General features: G+C 56.9%; 21 protein-coding genes. 8 read left to right on the forward strand and 13 right to left on the reverse strand.

Features of this window, described 5'->3' with window-relative positions; all coding sequences use genetic code 11:
* Positions 1-57: 57 nt before the first annotated feature.
* From QPL95_RS16730 to apbC, 3 genes are all read right to left on the reverse strand, one after another.
* Positions 58-657, reverse strand: coding sequence for a YjaG family protein (locus QPL95_RS16730; RefSeq protein WP_303292067.1), 600 nt, complete (start codon positions 655-657; stop codon positions 58-60).
* Positions 654-1,220 carry a dCTP deaminase gene (gene dcd, locus QPL95_RS16735; RefSeq protein WP_303292068.1) on the reverse strand — a complete coding sequence of 189 codons (567 nt, stop codon included), beginning with the start codon at positions 1,218-1,220 and terminating at the stop codon, positions 654-656. The genes QPL95_RS16730 and dcd overlap by 4 nt, the downstream gene beginning before the upstream one ends.
* A 306-nt stretch (positions 1,221-1,526) precedes the next feature.
* The gene (gene apbC / locus QPL95_RS16740) at positions 1,527-2,627 is read right to left on the reverse strand and encodes an iron-sulfur cluster carrier protein ApbC (RefSeq protein ID WP_303292069.1); all 1,101 of its coding nucleotides are present in this window, start codon (positions 2,625-2,627) and stop codon (positions 1,527-1,529) included.
* Positions 2,628-2,805: 178 nt separating this feature from the next.
* Here apbC and metG point away from each other — a divergent pair, with 178 nt between their 5' ends.
* Genes metG through nth form a run of 8 tightly spaced genes read left to right on the forward strand, consistent with a single transcriptional unit; the run spans position 2,806 to position 11,047 of the window.
* Positions 2,806-4,836, forward strand: a complete 2,031-nt coding sequence (metG, locus tag QPL95_RS16745; protein WP_303292070.1) for a methionine--tRNA ligase — start codon at positions 2,806-2,808, stop codon at positions 4,834-4,836.
* A 24-nt stretch (positions 4,837-4,860) separates the two neighbouring features.
* Positions 4,861-5,442, forward strand: a complete 582-nt coding sequence (rsxA, locus tag QPL95_RS16750) for an electron transport complex subunit RsxA (protein ID WP_044384956.1) — start codon at positions 4,861-4,863, stop codon at positions 5,440-5,442.
* Between the two features lie 13 nt (positions 5,443-5,455).
* Positions 5,456-6,034, forward strand: coding sequence for an electron transport complex subunit RsxB (gene rsxB, locus QPL95_RS16755; protein ID WP_044384954.1), 579 nt, complete (start codon positions 5,456-5,458; stop codon positions 6,032-6,034).
* The gene (gene rsxC / locus QPL95_RS16760; protein ID WP_303292071.1) at positions 6,034-7,866 is read left to right on the forward strand and encodes an electron transport complex subunit RsxC; all 1,833 of its coding nucleotides are present in this window, start codon (positions 6,034-6,036) and stop codon (positions 7,864-7,866) included. The genes rsxB and rsxC overlap by 1 nt, the downstream gene beginning before the upstream one ends.
* A 21-nt stretch (positions 7,867-7,887) precedes the next feature.
* Positions 7,888-8,940 (forward strand): electron transport complex subunit RsxD, encoded by a 1,053-nt coding sequence (gene rsxD, locus QPL95_RS16765; RefSeq protein ID WP_303292072.1) that lies wholly within the window; start codon positions 7,888-7,890, stop codon positions 8,938-8,940.
* Between the two features lie 3 nt (positions 8,941-8,943).
* Positions 8,944-9,645 (forward strand): electron transport complex subunit RsxG, encoded by a 702-nt coding sequence (gene rsxG, locus QPL95_RS16770; RefSeq protein ID WP_303292073.1) that lies wholly within the window; start codon positions 8,944-8,946, stop codon positions 9,643-9,645.
* A gap of 2 nt (positions 9,646-9,647) precedes the next feature.
* On the forward strand, positions 9,648-10,364 hold the full coding sequence (locus QPL95_RS16775; RefSeq protein ID WP_303292074.1) for an electron transport complex subunit E: 717 nt from the start codon (positions 9,648-9,650) through the stop codon (positions 10,362-10,364).
* Positions 10,365-10,408: 44 nt separating this feature from the next.
* Positions 10,409-11,047 carry an endonuclease III gene (gene nth, locus QPL95_RS16780; RefSeq protein WP_303292075.1) on the forward strand — a complete coding sequence of 213 codons (639 nt, stop codon included), beginning with the start codon at positions 10,409-10,411 and terminating at the stop codon, positions 11,045-11,047.
* A gap of 77 nt (positions 11,048-11,124) precedes the next feature.
* On the opposite strand, the gene QPL95_RS16785 is transcribed toward nth, so the two are convergent.
* From QPL95_RS16785 to QPL95_RS16830, 10 genes are all read right to left on the reverse strand, one after another.
* Positions 11,125-11,700 carry a chalcone isomerase family protein gene (locus QPL95_RS16785; protein WP_303292076.1) on the reverse strand — a complete coding sequence of 192 codons (576 nt, stop codon included), beginning with the start codon at positions 11,698-11,700 and terminating at the stop codon, positions 11,125-11,127.
* Positions 11,701-11,892: 192 nt separating this feature from the next.
* Positions 11,893-12,891 carry an RNA polymerase sigma factor RpoS gene (gene rpoS, locus QPL95_RS16790; protein ID WP_303292077.1) on the reverse strand — a complete coding sequence of 333 codons (999 nt, stop codon included), beginning with the start codon at positions 12,889-12,891 and terminating at the stop codon, positions 11,893-11,895.
* A 161-nt stretch (positions 12,892-13,052) separates the two neighbouring features.
* Positions 13,053-13,790, reverse strand: a complete 738-nt coding sequence (locus tag QPL95_RS16795) for a peptidoglycan DD-metalloendopeptidase family protein (RefSeq protein WP_303292115.1) — start codon at positions 13,788-13,790, stop codon at positions 13,053-13,055.
* A gap of 314 nt (positions 13,791-14,104) precedes the next feature.
* Positions 14,105-15,070, reverse strand: a complete 966-nt coding sequence (locus QPL95_RS16800) for a DUF368 domain-containing protein (RefSeq protein WP_303292078.1) — start codon at positions 15,068-15,070, stop codon at positions 14,105-14,107.
* The gene (locus QPL95_RS16805; RefSeq protein WP_303292079.1) at positions 15,070-15,726 is read right to left on the reverse strand and encodes a protein-L-isoaspartate(D-aspartate) O-methyltransferase; all 657 of its coding nucleotides are present in this window, start codon (positions 15,724-15,726) and stop codon (positions 15,070-15,072) included. Before QPL95_RS16805 ends, QPL95_RS16800 begins: the two co-directional genes overlap by 1 nt.
* A complete protein-coding gene (gene surE / locus QPL95_RS16810) occupies positions 15,723-16,493 on the reverse strand; it encodes a 5'/3'-nucleotidase SurE (protein WP_303292080.1) in 771 nt (256 codons plus the stop codon). Before surE ends, QPL95_RS16805 begins: the two co-directional genes overlap by 4 nt.
* 23 nt (positions 16,494-16,516) lie before the next feature.
* Positions 16,517-17,575, reverse strand: a complete 1,059-nt coding sequence (truD, locus tag QPL95_RS16815; RefSeq protein WP_303292081.1) for a tRNA pseudouridine(13) synthase TruD — start codon at positions 17,573-17,575, stop codon at positions 16,517-16,519.
* Positions 17,572-18,051 carry a 2-C-methyl-D-erythritol 2,4-cyclodiphosphate synthase gene (gene ispF, locus QPL95_RS16820; protein WP_303292082.1) on the reverse strand — a complete coding sequence of 160 codons (480 nt, stop codon included), beginning with the start codon at positions 18,049-18,051 and terminating at the stop codon, positions 17,572-17,574. Before ispF ends, truD begins: the two co-directional genes overlap by 4 nt.
* A 45-nt stretch (positions 18,052-18,096) precedes the next feature.
* Positions 18,097-18,798, reverse strand: coding sequence for a 2-C-methyl-D-erythritol 4-phosphate cytidylyltransferase (gene ispD, locus QPL95_RS16825; RefSeq protein WP_303292083.1), 702 nt, complete (start codon positions 18,796-18,798; stop codon positions 18,097-18,099).
* 153 nt (positions 18,799-18,951) lie between these two features.
* Entirely contained in the window at positions 18,952-19,224 is a 273-nt protein-coding gene (locus tag QPL95_RS16830; RefSeq protein ID WP_044384921.1) for a septum formation initiator family protein, read from the reverse strand.
* Between the last annotated feature and the right edge of the window lie 127 nt (positions 19,225-19,351).

Below are 19,351 nucleotides of genomic sequence, written 5' to 3' on the forward strand. Positions count from 1 at the left end.
TCCGTTCAAAAACAGGAGATCAGGTGTATCCAGTCTGTGTAGCCCGAGCCGGCTGACTCAACTATCGAGGGAAATGCCCAGATTGCTGACGCCATCATTTGCAGCGTCATTGCGTAGCTGGCTGACAAATTCTTCCCGGGGCGTGCGTTGACGCTTCAGGGCGAGCACGACATCACGCTGGAAAATTTTGTCGTCTTTGAGCAGGGGGTGTTGCTCAAACAGGCGGACAAGCTGGTCTTCGTCCTTACCCTCACCTTCGGACATTTCGACAAAGTCCATCACGGTACCGGTGGCCAGCTGGGACGCTTCGGTAGCCCGATGCTTGTTTGGGTTCAGGCGGTTGAGCAGTGCCTGCTCCAGCAGCTGGCAGAAGTCGAACGCCGGGTATACGCCGTAGGCGTCGTAGTCGTCGACGTTGGGGCTGAGGGATTCGAGCTTGCTCAGCAGCTGGGGAATGGCGGCTTCCTCAGTGTCCTGCTGGAGTGTGCCCCAGGCAAGGTCGAGCAGCTGGCGCATTTTGCCACCGCTTTTCATGCCTACAGCATCTGCAAACAGTGCGTAGTTTGGGAACGCGCGTTCGGCCAGGGCCAGCAGGAAGGCGCATTCGCGCCAGCCCTGCAGTTGTGAGACGGCTTTAAGAAACTGGTTGGCGTTCATGTCCTGGGGAGTGTCACGCCGGTTTGGCCAAGGTACTTGCCGCCGCGGTCTTTGTAGCTGGTTTCGCAGATTTCGTCGGATTCGAAGAACAGCATCTGGGCGACGCCTTCGTTGGCGTAGATTTTCGCTGGCAGGTTGGTGGTGTTGGAGAATTCCAGGGTGACCTGACCTTCCCATTCCGGCTCCAGCGGGGTGACGTTGACGATGATGCCGCAACGAGCGTAGGTGCTTTTGCCCAGGCAGATGGTGAGTACGCTTCTGGGAATTCGGAAGTACTCAACGGTGCGCGCGAGGGCGAAACTGTTCGGCGGGATGATGCAGACGTCACTGGTGATGTTGACGAAGCTGTTTTCGTCGAAGTTTTTGGGGTCGACGGTGGCGCTGTGGACGTTGGTGAAGATTTTGAATTCGTTGCTGCAGCGTACGTCGTAGCCGTAGCTGGAGGTGCCGTAGGAGATGACACGGCCTTTTTCGTTTTCACGAACTTGCCCGGCTTCGAAGGGTTCGATCATGCCGTGCTGCTCGGACATCCGGCGGATCCACTTATCGGACTTGATGCTCATGGTGAATTCTCGTTTCCAGCTGGGAAAAATTGGGGCGTAGTTTACCTTGTACGGCGGTGCCTGTCGAAGGCTGGGAGTTCCCGTCCTTGGTAGCCTGAGAGTTTGGAGTCAGAGGAAGTGAGGGGCGCTTTCCAAAAAACGCTACGACAGGTGGCTGCGGCATCAGGCCCTTCTGTCCAAAAACCGCTACAAGCACATCCATGTGCGCTTCTCTCAGGCCATCCCTGGCCTTCGACATTTTTGGACAGAAGGGCCTGACGCCGCGATCAGACTAACGCGCTGGAGTCTCTTGGCAACACAGTCCGGTCAGTGTTCGGTGACGGAAACACTGGAAATCGTCCCACCAAGATTCCGCTCCCGGGTAGACAACTCCGCCCCCACGCGTCTGGCAATATCACGGTAACGAAGCGCAACTTCGGACTCCGGCTCAGCAATCACGGTGGGCGAACCACTGTCGGTCTGTTCGCGAATGGTCATGTGCAGGGGCAATTGGCCCAGCAAGATGGTGTCGTATTCTTCCGCAATGCGCTCGCCGCCGCCGTGCCCGAACAGGGGCTCTTCATGGCCGCAGTTGCTGCAGATGTGAACGCTCATGTTTTCGATCACGCCAATCACCGGGACTTCGACCTTGCGGAACATTTCGATGCCTTTTTTACCGTCCAGCAGGGCGATGTCCTGGGGGGTGGTGACGATAACGGCGCCGGTGACCGGGACTTTCTGGCCGAGGGTGAGCTGGATGTCGCCGGTGCCGGGGGGCATGTCGACGATCAGGTAGTCGAGTTCATCCCACAGGGTTTGTTCCAGCAGCTGCATGACCGCACCGCTGACCATGGGGCCGCGCCAGGCCATGGGGGTTTTATCAGTGGTGACGAAGGCCATGGAGTTGGCTTGCAGGCCGTGGGCCTGGATGGGCACGAAGTATTTGTTTTCACGCACGTCCGGGCGCTTACCTTCGGGCACGCCGAGCATCATGCCGATGCTGGGGCCGTAGATGTCGGCGTCAAGGATGCCTACTCTCGCGCCTTCGGCGTGCAGGGCGAGGGCGAGGTTGACGGCGGTGGTGGATTTGCCCACACCGCCTTTGCCGGAGGCGACGGCAATGATGTTTTTGACGCCGGCCACGGGCGCGATGTCTTTGTTAACTTTGCAGGCGTGAATCTTCTGGCCCACGTGGACGTCGGCGCTTTCAACGCCGTCGACAAATTCCAGGGCGTTGGCAACGATCTGTTTCAGGCCGCCGGCGATACCTTTGCTGGGGTACGGGAGCTCCACCATCAGGGTGACGTTACCCTGGTCGTCTGCAGTGAGGGATTTGACGGCACCCAGGTCGTAGAGGTCTTTGTTCAGGTAGGGATCCCGGTATTCGCGGACGGCTTGTTCGAGTGCCTGCTGGGAAATCTGGGTCATCGGGGTCTCCGGAATAAGCTAATCACCTTGAATGCAGGTGAAAAATGATGGTTTGGAAGGTATCATCTGTGGCCGTTTCTGACCATATGGGGTCTTCACCTGGAACAATCAATCCGGATTGCGGCCAGAACCCCGTTTGTCTTTCCAACCCGCATCACGATAAGGTTCGGACATCACCATGACGCAAGCGAGCAAGTCACAGCGCGATATTCTGGTTACCAGCGCCCTGCCCTACGCCAACGGCCCAATCCATCTTGGGCATCTGCTGGAGTACATTCAGACGGATATCTGGGTGCGCTACCAGAACATGCGAGGCCACAACTGCTACTACGTTTGCGCAGACGATGCCCACGGCACCGCCATCATGCTGCGGGCCGAGCGCGAGGGTATTACGCCCGAGCAACTGATTGACCGGATTCGTCAAGAGCATCAGGAAGACTTTGCCGGCTTCCATATCCGCTTCGACAATTACTACTCCACGCACTCGGAGGAGAACCAGTATTTCTCCGAGTACATTTATCGCCAGATCCAGGAAAACGGGAATATTGCCACCCGCAAGATTACCCAGTTCTTCGATCCTGAAAAGGAAATGTTCCTGGCGGACCGGTTCATCAAGGGCACCTGCCCCAAGTGCAAGACTGATGACCAGTACGGTGATAACTGTGAGGCCTGTGGTGCCACCTATACCCCGGCGGAGCTGATCAACCCGCGTTCTGCAGTGTCTGGCGCTACTCCGGTGGAGAAGGAGTCCGAGCACTACTTCTTCAAGTTGCCGGAGTTTCACGATTTTCTGAGCAAGTGGACCCGCAGTGGTGCCCTGCAACCGCAGGTGGCCAACAAGCTGGCCGAATGGCTGGATGCCGGCCTACAGGAGTGGGACATCAGCCGTGATGCGCCTTATTTCGGCTTCGAGATTCCCGATGCCCCGGGCAAGTATTTCTATGTCTGGCTGGACGCGCCTATCGGTTACCTGGCCAGCTTCAAGAACCTGTGTAACCGCGAAGGCATCGATTTCGAGCATTTCTGGAAGAAAGATTCCACCGCCGAGGTGTATCACTTCATCGGCAAGGACATCATTAACTTCCACGCCCTGTTCTGGCCGTCCATGCTGCACGATGCCGGCTTCCGCACACCCACGGCGGTCTGGGCCCACGGCTTCGTGACGGTGAACGGCAAGAAGATGTCCAAGTCCCGCGGTACCTTCATCATGGCCCGCACCTACCTGGATCACCTGGACCCGGAATACCTGCGTTACTACTTCGCCGCCAAGTTGACCGGCGGTGTGGATGACATGGACCTGAATCTGGAAGACTTTGCCGCCCGGGTGAACTCGGACCTTGTGGGCAAGGTGGTCAATATCGCCAGCCGCAGTGCAGGCTTCATCACCAAGCGGTTCGACGGCAAGCTGGGCAAGATCACCGAGCAGGACAAGCTGAAAGAGTTTATCGACGCCGGCGAGCAGATTGCCGAGTTTTACGAAACCCGTGAATTCGGTCGCGCCATGCGCCGGATCATGGAGTTGGCCGACATTGCCAACCAGTACGTGAACGACGAGCAGCCGTGGGTGATCGCCAAGCAGGAAGGCCAGGACGACAAGCTGCAGGCCATCTGCACCAATGCCCTGAACATGTTCCGCTTGCTGATGACCTATCTGGCGCCGGTACTGCCGAAGACCGCCGAGGCGTCGCAGTCGTTCCTGAATTCGCGTCTCGACTGGAACAACCGCGGCGCCCTGCTGGAAAATCACGGCATCGATAAGTTCAAGCCGCTAATGAGCCGGGTTGATATGGCCCAGATCGAGATGATGCTGGACGCGTCCAAAGAGGAGATGCCGGCCGCCATTGGCCAGCCGTCGCCGGCCGCAGACCTTGAGCCCATTGCCGAGGAAATCGAGTTCGGGGATTTCGCCAAAGTCGATCTGCGAGTGGTCAAAATCGTCAAGGCCGAGCACGTTGAAGGCGCTGACAAGCTTCTTCGCCTGACTCTTGATGTGGGGCATGGTGAGCGCAACGTGTTTGCTGGTATCAAGTCTGCCTACAAGCCGGAAGATCTTGAAGGCCGTATGACCGTGATGGTCGCCAACCTGAAGCCCCGGAAAATGAAGTTTGGCATGTCGGAAGGCATGGTTCTGGCGGCCGGGCCTGGCGGCAAGGACATTTTCATCCTGTCCCCGGATTCCGGCGCCACGCCGGGCATGCGGGTTATGTAAGCAGCAACAGGCAGAGACGCTCCGATGACAGAGTATTTGCTGATATTGGTGAGCACCATTCTGGTGAACAACTTTGTGCTGGTGCAGTTCCTGGGACTGTGCCCGTTCATGGGCGTCTCCGGCAAGCTGGAGACCGCCATGGGCATGTCTCTGGCCACCACCTTTGTGCTGACCCTGGCCTCGGTGTGCAGCTATCTGGCATACACCTATCTGCTGGAGCCGCTGGACCTGGCGTTTCTGCGCACCATCACCTTCATTCTGGTGATCGCCGTGGTGGTTCAGTTCACGGAAATGGTGGTGCGCAAAACCAGCCCTCTGCTGTATCGGGTGCTGGGCATATTTTTGCCACTGATTACCACCAACTGTGCGGTGCTGGGTGTGGCCCTGCTGAACATCAACAAGAACAACAACTTTGTTGAGTCTGTGTTGTATGGCTTCGGCGCTGCGGCGGGGTTTTCGCTGGTGCTCGTTCTGTTTGCTGCCATGCGCGAACGGATTGCCGTGTCTGACGTGCCTGTCGCCTTCCGGGGTGCCTCCATCGGCCTGATTACGGCCGGTCTGATGGCGCTGGCGTTCCTGGGCTTCACCGGCCTGGTTGTGATCTGACGGAGCGGTTGATATGTGGACAAGCTTCCTGATTGCCGTTGTGGTGCTACTCGCCCTCGCGCTGGTCTTTGGCGCACTGCTGGGGTTTGCATCCGAGCGCTTCAAAGTAGAAGGCAACCCGCTGGTGGAGCAGATTGATGCGCTGCTGCCGCAAACCCAGTGTGGCCAGTGCGGTTTCCCCGGCTGCCACCCTTACGCAGAAGCCATTGCCAATGGCGAGGCGATCAACAAATGCCCGCCGGGCGGTGAAACCACCATCAAGGCCCTGGCCGACCTGCTGGACGTTGAGCCGCAGCCACTGGATGCCGAACACGGCGCAGAGCAAGCCAAACGGGTAGCCGTCATTCGTGAGGACGAATGTATCGGCTGTACCAAGTGCATCCAGGCCTGCCCGGTCGATGCCATTCTGGGCGCGGCCAAGCACATGCATACGGTCATCGAAAGCGAGTGCACCGGTTGTGACCTGTGCGTGGAGCCCTGCCCGGTCGATTGCATTGACATGATCACCATCCAACCGGATATCCGCACCTGGACCTGGACACCGCCCAAACCCGACATCATTGCCACCGACCGCCAGGGAGCCAGTGCCTGATGACTCAGTTGTGGGATTTTTCCGGCGGGGTTCATCCGCCTGAGAACAAGCAGCAGTCGACCCGCCGCCCCATCCGTATGGCCGGTATACCGGATCGCCTGATTCTGCCATTACAGCAGCACATAGGTGAGCCCGCCGAAGTGATCGTGAACATCGGTGACCGGGTACTCAAAGGTCAGAAAATTGCCGACGTCAAAGCTGGCATGGGTGTGCCGGTGCATGCATCGACCTCCGGCATGGTTGAAGCCATCGAGCACAGGGCGGTGCCCCACCCTTCCGGCATGTCAGACTGGTGTGTGGTGATCAAGCCCGACGGCGAGGACCAGTGGTGCGAGCGCAAGCCAGTGAGTGACTATCGCAAGCTTGATCGCGAACAGGTGCTGGGCATGATCCGTGATGCGGGAATAGCGGGCATGGGTGGCGCCGGCTTTCCAACGGACATCAAATTACGCCCGCCCCGGGATCGCAAGGTCGAAACCCTGATTCTTAATGGCGCGGAGTGCGAGCCGTACATCACCGCCGATGACATGACCATGCGGGAGCATGCTTCCGAGGTGGTCGCCGGCCTGAAGATCATGGCCTGGATTCTGCGCCCGTCCCGTTGTGTGATCGGCATTGAAGACAATAAGCCAGAAGCCATACTCGCCATGCGCGATGCGGTTCAGGGTACCCAGATTGAAATCGCCGTGATACCCACAAAGTACCCTTCGGGTGGCGAAAAACAGCTGATTCAGATCCTCACCGGGCTGGAAGTTCCCAGCGGCGGCATTCCCGCGGACATCGGCGTCATGTGCCAGAACGTGGGCACCGCCATGGCCGTATCCCGCGCGATATTCGAAGCCACACCTCTGATTTCACGGGTAGTTACCATCACCGGCGAAGCCGTCCGGGACGCCGGCACCTTTGAAGTGCTGATCGGCACGCCGGTCAGTGAACTTCTGACGGCAGCCGGGCTCGAAACCGGAAAACTTGACCGGCTCGTGCTCGGCGGCCCGATGATGGGCTACACACTCACGACCGACACTATCCCGGTGGTGAAAACCGCCAACTGCGTGATCGCCGCCACCTCAGAGGAATTACCTGCACCGCCGCCCGAACAGCCTTGCATTCGATGCAGCCAGTGCGCAGAAGCCTGCCCCATGGAGTTATTGCCGCAACAGCTGTTCTGGTACGCAAAAGCAGCAGAGTTTGAAAAAGCAGAACACCTGAACCTGTTTGACTGTATCGAGTGTGGCGCCTGTTCGTATGTGTGCCCCAGCTCGATTCCGCTGGTTCAGTACTACCGCTACGCCAAAGGCGAAATCCGGCAACAGCGTGCTGAGCAGCTGAAATCCGACCGGGCAAGGGAAAGGTTTGAGGCACGCCAGGCACGCCTTGAGCGGGAGCAGCAGGAAAAAGAGGCCCGCCGTAAAGAGCGGGCGAAAGCCGCAGCAGAAGCCCAGGCAAAGAAACAAGCCGAAGCGGAAGAAGCAGCGGCCCAGGGCGAGGCGGTAGATGATAGGGCAGCCAAGGCCGCCCTGGTGCAGCAAGCACTGGAACGCAAAAAAGCAAAAGCCTCAACCAAAGCCGAAAGCGCGCCGGAACAGCCGCTCACCGACACCCGGGAACAACCAGATATTGAGAGTCTGGAAAAGCAATTGATGCAGGCAGAAGCCAAACTCAGCACCATGCAGGGCATGCTGGAAGAAGCAAAAGCCCAGCAGGCTGACAACGTGGACAAACTGGAACGCGCTGTCGCAAAAAACCACGACCGGGTAGAGCGGGCACGGCAGGCGCTTACTGAAGCCCGTCAGCAATCGACCCCGGAAACTGAAACTCCGTCGCCCGAGTAACCCATTGCAGGCTGATCGTTCATGGCATTAGTTCAACAATCATCACCTCATGCCCACCGCGCCCGCCCTACGTCACGGGTGATGCTCTGGGTGATTCTGGCAGCCCTTCCGGGCCTGCTCGCCCAGACCCTGTTTTTTGGCTGGGGCAACCTGATCAACGTTGTCTGGTGTATTGCCCTGGCGCTGGCCTCCGAGGCAGCCATCCTGAAGCTGCGCAACAAGCCGGTGGCGTTTTTCCTGAAAGACAACACCGCTGCGGTGACCGGGCTATTGCTTGGCCTTTCTCTGCCCCAGTTTGCGCCCTGGTGGGTGTCCGGCGTTGCCGTAATCACCGCCATCATTGTGGCAAAACAATTGTACGGTGGGCTGGGTTCTAATCCCTTCAACCCCGCTATGGTGGGCTATGCTCTGGTGCTGGTGTCTTTCCCGGTGGCGATGACCACCAACTGGGCGCAGGCTGCGACGCTCTGGGGCGGCGCGCCCGGTTTCGGAGAAACACTCACAACGATCTTTTCTGCCAGCCAGACTGCTGTCGATGGCTGGACCATGGCCACGCCACTGGACGAGTACAAGCACAAGATCGCCACCCACACCGCCGCCGAGGTGCTGCAACACCCCACCTTTGGCGACCAGGTTGCCCGGGGCTGGGAATGGGTCAACCTGGCGTTCCTGGCCGGAGGCATTCTGCTGATCGGCCTGAAAATCATCAGCTGGCATATTCCGGTCGCCTTTCTGGCGGCCATGGCCATCATGAGCCTGGCGTTCGGCAACAACGTCGATCAGTATGCACCGTTGCAACTGCACTTGCTGGCCGGCGGCACCATGTTGGGTGCGTTTTTTATTGCCACGGACCCTGTTTCTGCCGCCACCAGCCATCAGGGCAAGCTCATATACGGGGCAGGCATCGGTATCCTGATCTACCTGATCCGCACATGGGGCAACTACCCGGATGCCGTCGCGTTCAGCGTTTTGCTGATGAACTTCGCAGTGCCCTTTATCGACCACTACACACCACCCCGGACGTACGGTCACCACAAAGCCCGGCGCGGGTTACCCGGCAGGAATGGAGGCTGAAACATGAGTGCATTGTTTACCTCCATTCGTCGCAGCGCCATCGGCCTCGGGCTGTTCGCGGTTATCACCGGCGGCACCATAGCCTTGACCCAGGGGATCACCAAGGATCGCATCAAGGAGCAGGCAGAAAGAGCCGAGGCCAAGGCCTTATTCGAGATCATTCCCGAAAGCCACCACGATAACGATCTGCTGAAAGACGTCGTCACGCTCCCCGCCAGCGACCGACTGCCGGGTGCAGGCCCGCTGAAGGTCTGGGTTGCGCGCCGCAATGGCCAGCCCATAGGGGTGATTATGCCAATGGTCGCGCCTGATGGTTACTCCGGGGAAATCCGGTTACTGGTCGGTATCAACATGAGTGGCGAGGTTCTGGGGGTTCGTGTAACCAACCACCGTGAAACACCCGGGCTGGGTGATCGCATCGAAACCCGGAAGTCTGACTGGATCTATGGCTTTGACGGTCGCTCCCTGACCAATACCCACCAGAGCCAGTGGAACGTTAAGAAAAACGGCGGTGTGTTCGACCAGTTTACCGGCGCCACCATTACCCCGAGGGCCGTGGTGAAAGCCGTTATGAAATCCTTGCTCTATTTCCGGCAGAATCGCCAGGAAATCCGTGAACGGCTGAACGAACCAACTGACCCCCGGCATAAAAACCAGCGCCCGGAAGCGATTGCCGGTGAATCCAAACCCATGGAGCATTCCTGATCATGGCGACCAAAACCTCCGCTGAAATTATTAAAGACGGCCTCTGGAGCAACAACCCTGCGCTGGTGCAAGTGCTTGGCCTGTGCCCTCTGCTCGCGGTCACCAGCACGGTGGTCAATGCCATCGGCCTCGGCATCGCGACCCTGTTGGTGCTGATCGGCTCCAACCTGTCGGTGTCGTTAATCCGCAACTTTGTCGGTGAGTCCGTTCGGTTACCGGCCTTTGTGATGATCATTGCCTCCTTCGTTACCTGTGCCGAGTTGCTGATGCAGGCGTTTACCTATGAGCTGTACCAGATTCTCGGCATATTTATTCCGCTGATCGTTACCAACTGCGCGATCCTTGGGCGGGCGGATGCCTTTGCCTCAAAAAATCCGCCGCTGCCGGCAGCTCTTGATGGGGCCATGATGGGTCTTGGTTTCCTCGCTGTGTTGATTGTACTCGGCGGAATGCGGGAGCTGATCGGCCAAGGCACCTTGTTTGCGGATATGCACTTGCTACTGGGCCCGGTGGCATCGGACTGGGTTGTCCGGCCATTCGAACAGTACCCGGATATGCTGTTCATGGTATTACCTCCTGGCGCGTTTATGGGCCTGGGCCTTTTGATCGCCCTGAAAAACAGTATCGACCATCGCCTGAAGGAGCGCAGAATCAGCGCTGAGCCAGCCCAGATTGCCAGCGGCAGTAAACGGGTACGGGTAACCGGCACTATCTCCTGAGCCCGGCGCCTGGACCAGGCTCTTGAACTTGAAACCGGAAAACCATGAATAAAGAAAAGCGCATAGAGATTTTTACACGGCTGCGGGATAACAACCCAACCCCGACCACGGAGCTCAACTACAGCACGCCGTTCGAGCTGCTGATTGCCGTGATTCTGTCGGCGCAGGCCACCGATGTAGGTGTCAACAAGGCCACCGACAAGCTCTACCCCGTTGCCAATACACCGGAAGCCATTCTTGCGCTGGGTGTCGATGGGCTCAAAGAGTACATCAAGACCATCGGCCTGTTTAACAGCAAGGCCGAGAACGTTATCAAGACCTGCCGAATGCTGATTGAACAGCACGGCAGCGAAGTGCCGGAGAAGCGGGAAGAGCTGGAAGCCTTGCCTGGCGTGGGCCGAAAAACTGCCAACGTGGTGCTTAACACAGCATTTCGCCAACCGGCCATGGCGGTGGATACCCACATCTTCCGGGTTTCAAACCGGACCGGTATTGCACCTGGAAAAAACGTTCTGGACGTTGAAAAGCGGTTGATGAGACTGGTTCCAAAAGAATTTCTTATGGACGCTCACCACTGGCTGATTCTTCATGGCCGCTACACCTGCACGGCACGTAAGCCAAAATGCGGCGCCTGTCTCATTGAAGACCTTTGCGAATTCAAACAGAAGCGGGACTATCAATAGTCTCAGGCCAGTGACTTGTCAGAGAACGCAAAAAAGCCGGCGATTGCCGGCTTTTTTGTCACTGGAAACCCAACCTATCAGTTCTGGCCGAGCATCTTTTCTTTCAAATCTTTCTGGGCGGGCTTGTCCGACAACCAGATACCAAACAACGCTTTCTTGAACTCAAGATCGCCAACGATATCTTTCTGCTCACCATTTTTCAGAACACGAACGCCTTCTCCGGGAATGTAAACCAGATCAAACACGTCACCCTCTTTAATCTCTTCCTGGAACACGCCCATGAACTGATCAACTTCGGACTGGATGGCAGAAAGATCACCGTCAGTGGAGGCCTCAAAGCCTTCCATCGTCGCTTCGGTCATGCGCTCGCTGGTAATCATGCCAGAGGTAATGTGCAGAGTAATGGCCTGGTGCTCATCGGCATTGATCACCGCCTCACCATTATTGATCTTCTCTGGCACATACAGCCCGCCAACATACAGATCCATGAACCACTTGGAGCGAGTTCCGGCTCCATTGAGCTGAAGTTCCTTGCCCATAGCAGAGTAGGTATCCGGTACATCTACGCTACCCACAGTAAGAGCTGAAGCCGGGGCAGAAAGAACACCTGCCAGAAAAAGTGAAGCAAATCCTGTTGTAAGAGCCTTCTTCATAGTCCTTTCCTTTAGATCGTTATTATTGAATGTTTCATTCGACGCCAGGACGACACCCAGTTCCGGCCCGGCGCTCACATTCTAACAACGACCCAATTCGCCATTCGCCACTTGGTTCTCATTTGCTGCCACAATTCACAAAAAAGCCGGCCCTGTTTCCAGGGCCGGCTTTTTCTTTTCGCAACTCAAAACCTAGTTAAACAGCAGGTTCCCGGACAGACCTTCCTTCTCCAGAATCTCCCTCAAACGGCGCAGAGCCTCTACCTGAATCTGGCGTACACGTTCCCGCGTTAGCCCGATCTCCTGCCCCACTTCTTCCAAAGTACTGATGGGGTAACCCCGCAAACCGAACCGCCGCGACAGAACTTCCTGCTGCTTGTCACTCAGCTGATCAATCCAGTTTTCGAGGCAGGAACACATGTTGTTGTCCTGCAGCAGGTCAGCCGGATCAGAAGCGCCTTCGTCTGCAACGGTGTCCAACAGCGATTTATCGCTACCGGCACCAATGGGCGTATCCATCGACGCAACCCGCTCGTTCAACCCCAGCATGCGCTTCACGTCGTTCACGGGCTTGTCGACCAGGCGGGCAATTTCTTCCGCTGTGGGCTCGTGATCAAGCTTTTGCGTGAGTTCCCGGGCGGCTCTGAGGTACAGGTTGAGCTCTTTTACCACATGGATAGGGAGCCGGATGGTGCGGGTCTGGTTCATGATGGCCCGCTCAATCGTCTGCCGGATCCACCAGGTGGCGTAGGTTGAAAAACGAAAACCGCGCTCAGGATCGAACTTCTCGACAGCACGGATCAGACCCAGGTTACCTTCTTCGATCAAGTCGAGCAGGGTAAGGCCACGATTCACATAACGGCGGGCGATTTTAACCACCAGGCGAAGATTGCTTTCAATCATCCGCTTTCGGCCGGATTCCTCTCCCTTGCGGGCCAGGCGTGCGAAGTACACCTCTTCTTCCGGTGTTAACAGTGGTGAGAAACCGATTTCGTTAAGGTACAGCTGGGTGGCGTCCAGCTGCTTCTGGTTGGTGAGATATTTTCCCTTGGCGGGAAAATCATCTTCGGTGTCTGTTGACTGGTCGTCAGCCGATGCCCGTTCAGGCTTCTCCTCGGCCAGCAATTGCTCTTCTGCGTCGTCCACTTCTGCAACGCGATCAATGATGACGTCTTCTTGCTCTACTGACATTATTTACCCCGCCTCTCAATAATCCTGTTCGCGCCCGATACTTCTTGTTATTGCGGACTTGTTGGTTTCACTCAGGACATTTGCTTGTTGGCTGGCAATCACTGTTGCCGTTATTGTTTTTGTGCTTCGCGGTATTCAGTCAGGCCTTTCGGGTAACGCTGTTAACGCCTTGGCAGGTATCGGGACGGATCAACCGGATTGCCATTTTTTCGGATTTCGAAATGCAACATCGGTTTATCGGTACCGCTACTGCCAAGCTCGGCGATTACCTGCCCGGCTTTTACATCCTCCCCTTCCTGCACCAGAATCTTTCGATTGTGGGCATATGCGCTCAGATAATGTTCATTGTGGTTCACAATAATCAGGTTACCGTAACCAAGTAAACCGTTTCCTGCGTAGACCACATTTCCATCTGCCGCTGCCTTCACAGCATCCCCGGGATTCCCGACAATATCAATGCCTTTATTGACTTTTCCCGATGTTGAATATTTAGCAATTACAGTGCCAGCATGGGGCCAGCGCCAATGAATATTAGCAACCGTCTGGCTACCGCTGCTCCTCGATGGCAAGGCGGACGGCGCTTTTGCGGGAGGCCGTGAGGCCGATACGCTTCCTCGTGAAGGGGCTTTAGCCGCCGGTACCCGAGGTGGCGTTGATGACCCGGCAGCGCTCCGGATCGTCCCTTTTCTGTCTAACCTCAGCACTTGCCCCACGCGGAGATTCCAGGGTGGCCGGATACCGTTGGCATCACCAAGCTCCCGGTAGTCACGGCCATAACGCCAGGCAATGCCGTAAAGCGTTTCACCCTTTTTGACCACATGGGTTCCCCAATTCACAGGAGGATTATAAAGATCGTCCTGATAGATTGCGTTCGTATTACAGCCGGAAAGAAAGAGCATGGAGAGAAAAAGAATGAGAGCGGAGAACACGGCAGATCTGCGGCCACATTTACCACCAGACCAAAGCCGGCCCCTGGCCGGATTTTCTGACTTGATGAGCCCGCTAAAAAGAATCACGTATAAAAAACGCCTGATTATGATGAATCCATCTAAGAAACTGCCCGCGCTGCAGGCAACTTCTCATGTTTCAGGACTAACTTACTAATTTATTGCACGATTTGTAAGCGATTCCAAGTTACTGAGCACACAGGTTTGTTACCTTCAGGAACATTCATTCTGTGCGCCAGGTAACACTTTTTACATTACCCTGAGTGTTAACCCTGCTTCCCCGACAGCCTTCGGCCAGCAATCTCGAGCCCGACAACCAGCAACAACCCAACCCCTGCCATCAAAATAGCCAAGCCAAGTAAAGGCTCCTGCCCGTAGAGCGTAGCCCAGGTGTCGGGGCTCACTGGCAACTGGCTCAATGGCACCTGTTCACCAGCACTGTTGGTGCGCCAGCTCAGCGTTTCCTGCCATGGCCACACCTTCGCCAGAGCCCCAATCATGAAGCCTGTCAACAAAGCCAATACCGTGTCGTGAAAATACCGAAATGCCAGTGTAATCAGCCGAGCCACGGATAGCAGACCGATCAGGCAACCGACCATAAACAATCCCAGGCTAGCAAACTCACCGCCTTTGATGGCCGCCAGCACCGGCGTATACATTCCAATGATCAACAACAGAAAGCTTCCGGAAATGCCGGGCAGAATCATTGCACAAATCGCCAGTGCGCCAGCACCGAGGAATGCAATACCCGAAGGCTCAACCTCGCTGGCTGGCAGCGTTGTTACCCACCACGCAAACAACACACCAGACAACAATGGAACCAGCAGCAAAGGCACATAGCGGCGAACCTGTTGGCCCACGTGCCAGACGGAGGCAATGATCAATCCAAAAAAGAAACTCCAGATCAGGATCGGGTGCTTGTCCAGCAACCAGGTAATAAGCGAGGCAAGACTGGCAATACTGGTGACAATACCCGCCAACAAAGTGACCAGGAAGGTGCCATCAATCGACCGCCAGAAGCCGGTGAGATCACCTCTGATGAGTTGCCGCCAGAAGGCAACGGGCGCTGCGCTGATCGCTTCCAGCAAACGGAAGTAAATACCCGTGATAAAAGCAATAGTGCCGCCGGAAACGCCCGGGACAATATCCGCGGCCCCCATGGCCATACCCCGGAAAAAGACCGCGAGCGGATGATGTTGGCGACTGGTCGAACTGTCAGAACCCTTGGACATCAACGCACGACCCCACCAAGCAAGGGCACAAAACGCACAGGCTCAAGTTCGTGGCGCTCGAAGCTGTCGCCCCGGCGAACGATTTCGACCAGAACCTGTTCGTGCTCGCCTACCGGCGCAATCAGTACGCCGCCATCCGCCAACTGATCCAGAAGCTCCGTCGGCACTTCAACCGGTGCCGCAGTGACGATAATACCGTCAAAGGGCCCCCGATCCGGCCACCCCATTCCCCCGTCTGCGTGTTTGAGCATGACATTGCGAATATTCAGCTGGCGCAAACGTTCCCGGGCACGCTCTTGCAAAGGCCGGATCCGTTCGACGCTGTATATGTCGCTGAACAGCTGGGAGAGCACCGAAGTCTGGTAACCGGAGCCCGTTCCCAACTCCAGCACACGGCGAGGTTGATGAGCCAGTAACAGCTCCGTCATCCGGGCCACAATATAGGGCTGAGACAGTGTTTGACTGTATCCGATGGGCAGCGAGGTATCTTCATAGGCCCGGTGGGAGAGCGCCTCGTCCAGAAAAATATGGCGGGGGATCTGACCAATCACCTCCAAGACCCGGTCAGACTCAATGCCCGCCTCCCGCAACCGCTGCACAAGGCGCATGCGCGTGCGCCGGGAGGTCATTCCGATCCCTTCAATCTGGGCGTTCATTGCCTGCCGCCCTCCATGCCTTCGAGACCATCAACCCAGTCACGAAGCCCTGATAGTGCTTCATGGCGCGTCATATCGGTGTGTACCGGTGTGATCGACACATAGCCTTCCCGAACGGCATGAAAATCCGTACCCGGCCCGGCATCACCACCCTGCCCGGCTGCGCCAATCCAATAACGCTGCTTACCTCTGGGACAGGTCATAGGCACGGCACCTTCTGCCCTCTCCCGGTGCCCCAGACGCGTTATACGAAACCCCGCCAACTGGTTCCAGGGCACATCAGGGACGTTTACATTAAGAATGCAGCGAGGCCCGAGCGTGAGCGTTCGTTTGTTCTGAAGCAGCATCCGAACCACCCTCGCGGCGGTTTCGTAGTGGAAATGTCCATCGTTCACCAGCGACACCGCGATGGCGGGCAAGCCAAGGTGGCGCCCCTCAGTCGCTGCCGCTACCGTACCGGAATAGATCACGTCGTCACCCAGGTTGGCGTGGGTATTGATACCAGAAACCACACGATCAAAAGGTTTGGTGAACAGGCCATTAACCGCCAGATGCACGCAATCGGTGGGCGTTCCATCAATCGAACGGAAGCCATTGGGGTGCTCCTCAACCGTCAGGGGACGGTTCAGGGTCAGTGAGTTGCTGGCACCGCTGTGATCCCGGTCCGGGGCAACGACCCTCAATTCGCCAAGACCTTGCAGCCCCTCATACAGGGCGACCAGGCCAGGCGAATGCACGCCATCATCATTAGACAACAGAATACGCACAGTGATCTCCGCTAGCTCGCTTATTACTTATTATCACGGCTGAGGCTCATGTCCTGCAGCTCAAAAATATCACCCAGCAACGTAGTGGCGTACTGCCCGGGCGGCAAAACGAATTGCAGCCGTAAGGTACTGTCATCCAGCCAATGCCAGCACAGGCGTTCTGGTTGACACACCAGGGCACGGCGCTCGGGCTTCATACGGGTACTCAGAAACAGCTTTTCAAACTCGGGGTGACGGGCAACAACGGCTCGCTCAAGCAATGCCAGCTGTTCGCCAGCGCTGGTGCCACCGTCGCCCCAGAGCGGGCCGGTAGGCATGCCGTCATCAACAGGCTCACCGGGCAAACAGACAAACCAGTTTCCGGCCGTGACTCGTTCCGCCAACACCTCATTAAACAACCACGAACGTGCCGCCGAAAAGTACAATACGTTTTTCGAGCTGTTTCCGCCACCACCACTACGACGACCGCCTTTCTTTCGATTCAACCGGGAAGGGTCAATATTTACCGCCTGCTCCAGATTGCCCCCGCCAATGCCGAACCGTTGTGGCCCGAAATAATTCGGCGCCCCCCGCTCAGCGAGCAGAGTCAACGCCTGCTCCAGCGACGCTCTGTCCCCGGAAACCTCACGCAGCACCAGATCAAAGCCGTTGTTGACGTGTTCACCCCGGCGAAGCTTGCGGGCATGACGACGACTGGCCAGAACGGGCCAGCGCGCGGAGATTGAGGCCAGAAGCTCAGCATCACCAGCTTCTCTTCCAGGACAATACAAACTGAACCACTGCACCGTGACTGCATGGCGATCTTTCAGGCCACAGAATCCCACCTCAAACGCTTTGCATCCAGCCAGCGTGGCGAGCTCCCGAGCCACGTACTCGGTGTTGTCTCCGGTCTTTTCAATGCGGACACACACGTGCTCACCAGCCCCTGCAAAATCACCATCGGGCGCTTCAAACTCTGGCCACAACTGCTCGGTCACCCGGAAATCCTCCGGTGAGACTTTCAGCAACGCTTTGCCAGGGCGCGCTCCAGACGAGGTTGGCCAGTCCAGCCGCCAGCGAGGCCGTTCGTCCGGCCTGCTCACAAGCTCACCGGCTCAAGCAAACACACCGCCTGACAGGCAATGCCCTCGCCCCGCCCCGTAAATCCCAGCTTTTCTGTGGTGGTGGCCTTAACACTCACCCGGCTCACCGGCACACCAAGGTCCTCAGCAATATTCAGCCGCATGGCCTCTACATGAGGCGCGATCTTCGGAGCCTGGGCAATGATCGTCGTATCCACATTCACCACCGAAAAACCTTCCTCCAACACCCGCTGCATCACCCGGCGCAACAAATCCCGGCTATCCGCTCCGGCCCACTCCTCACTGGTATCCGGAAAAAAATGACCGATATCGCCCAGCGCCACCGCACCCAGCAGGGCATCCGCTAACGCATGCAGCAGCACATCACCATCCGAATGGGCTTTCAGACCATGACTATGGGGAATCTCAACACCCCCTAAAATGACAAAACCGCCCTCACAAAAGGCATGGACATCAAAGCCCTGGCCAATACGCATGATCGTCTCCGAAACCAAACAGGAATGTACGTTGAGGGGAAAGCCCTACTGCCGACCAAGAATGAACTCGGCCAATGCCAGGTCCGACGGTACCGTAATCTTGAGATTATCTGCCCGACCTTCCACTAAAAGAGGCATATTACCGGAAAACTCCATGGCAGAGGACTCATCCGTCACCGCATGGCCATTTTCCAGTGCAGACTCCAGCGCCGCCCTGAGCGCGCCAAAACGAAACATCTGCGGCGTCAACGCCCGCCACAAGCGACTACGATCCACCGTCTGCTCAACCTCAGGCGTAACGCCCTCACCCGCCTGTTTCAACGTATCCGTAACCGGCGCCGCCAGCAGACCACCCACAGGGTGCTCAAACAGAGTATCGATCAGGTTGGCAAGATCATGAGGATGCAAACACGGCCGGGCGGCATCGTGTACCAACACCCAGTCATTGTCATCAGCCTGCTCGTCCAACGCATGCAATGCCGAAAGCACCGAATCCGCCCGTTCTTTACCACCGGTACAAGTCTGAATACGGTTGTCTTTGGCAGACTCACTGTCTGGCCACCAATGATCCTGCGCACTCAGCGGGACCATGCAGCCTTTGAACGGTGCGCTATCCAACAATCGGGAAAGGGTGATATCAAGAATAAAGCGGTCAGAGATTCTTAAGTACTGCTTGGGACATTCAGCTTTCATGCGCTGGCCGATGCCAGCGGCAGGAACAACAAGCCAAAGTTCAGAGTTCATCATCGGAAGGCCCGCACAATGTCAGGAGAGAGCGCCGGGGAGTGTCTCTCCGGGAATGTCGAAGGCCAAGGATGGCCTGAGAGAAGCGCACATGGATGTGCTCGTAGCGGTTCCCGGAGAGACACTCCCCGGCGCTCGGAACACCCAAAGCCGAAATCAGTTCTCGACGACCAGGAAAAAAGTCTCGTCTTCACGAATAAGCCCAAGATTCATGCGGGCCCGCTCCTCTACCGCCCCCTGCTCATTGCGAAGATTCCGCACCTCCGCATAAAGCCGGTCATTACGCCCCGCCAAGCCGGCATTCTCCGCCCTCTGCTCCGCAATCGCCTTCTCCAGCGACCAAACCTGCGCAAAGCTGCCCTCCCCGATCCACAGGCGAACCTGCAGCAGGAGAATCAGCACTACCAGAATGGCCCAAAGCGTTTTCATGCAAATCAGCTCAGAAAATAACCAGAATTAAAGTTGGCATCGAAGGTCAAGTATAGACCTTATAGTAGATTAGCAACAAATTCCCGTAAGTCACTGTACAAAAAGGCCATCGTTTCCGAATTTTCAT

The organism is Marinobacter sp. SS5-14b, assembly GCF_030541005.1.
GTDB lineage: Bacteria > Pseudomonadota > Gammaproteobacteria > Pseudomonadales > Oleiphilaceae > Marinobacter.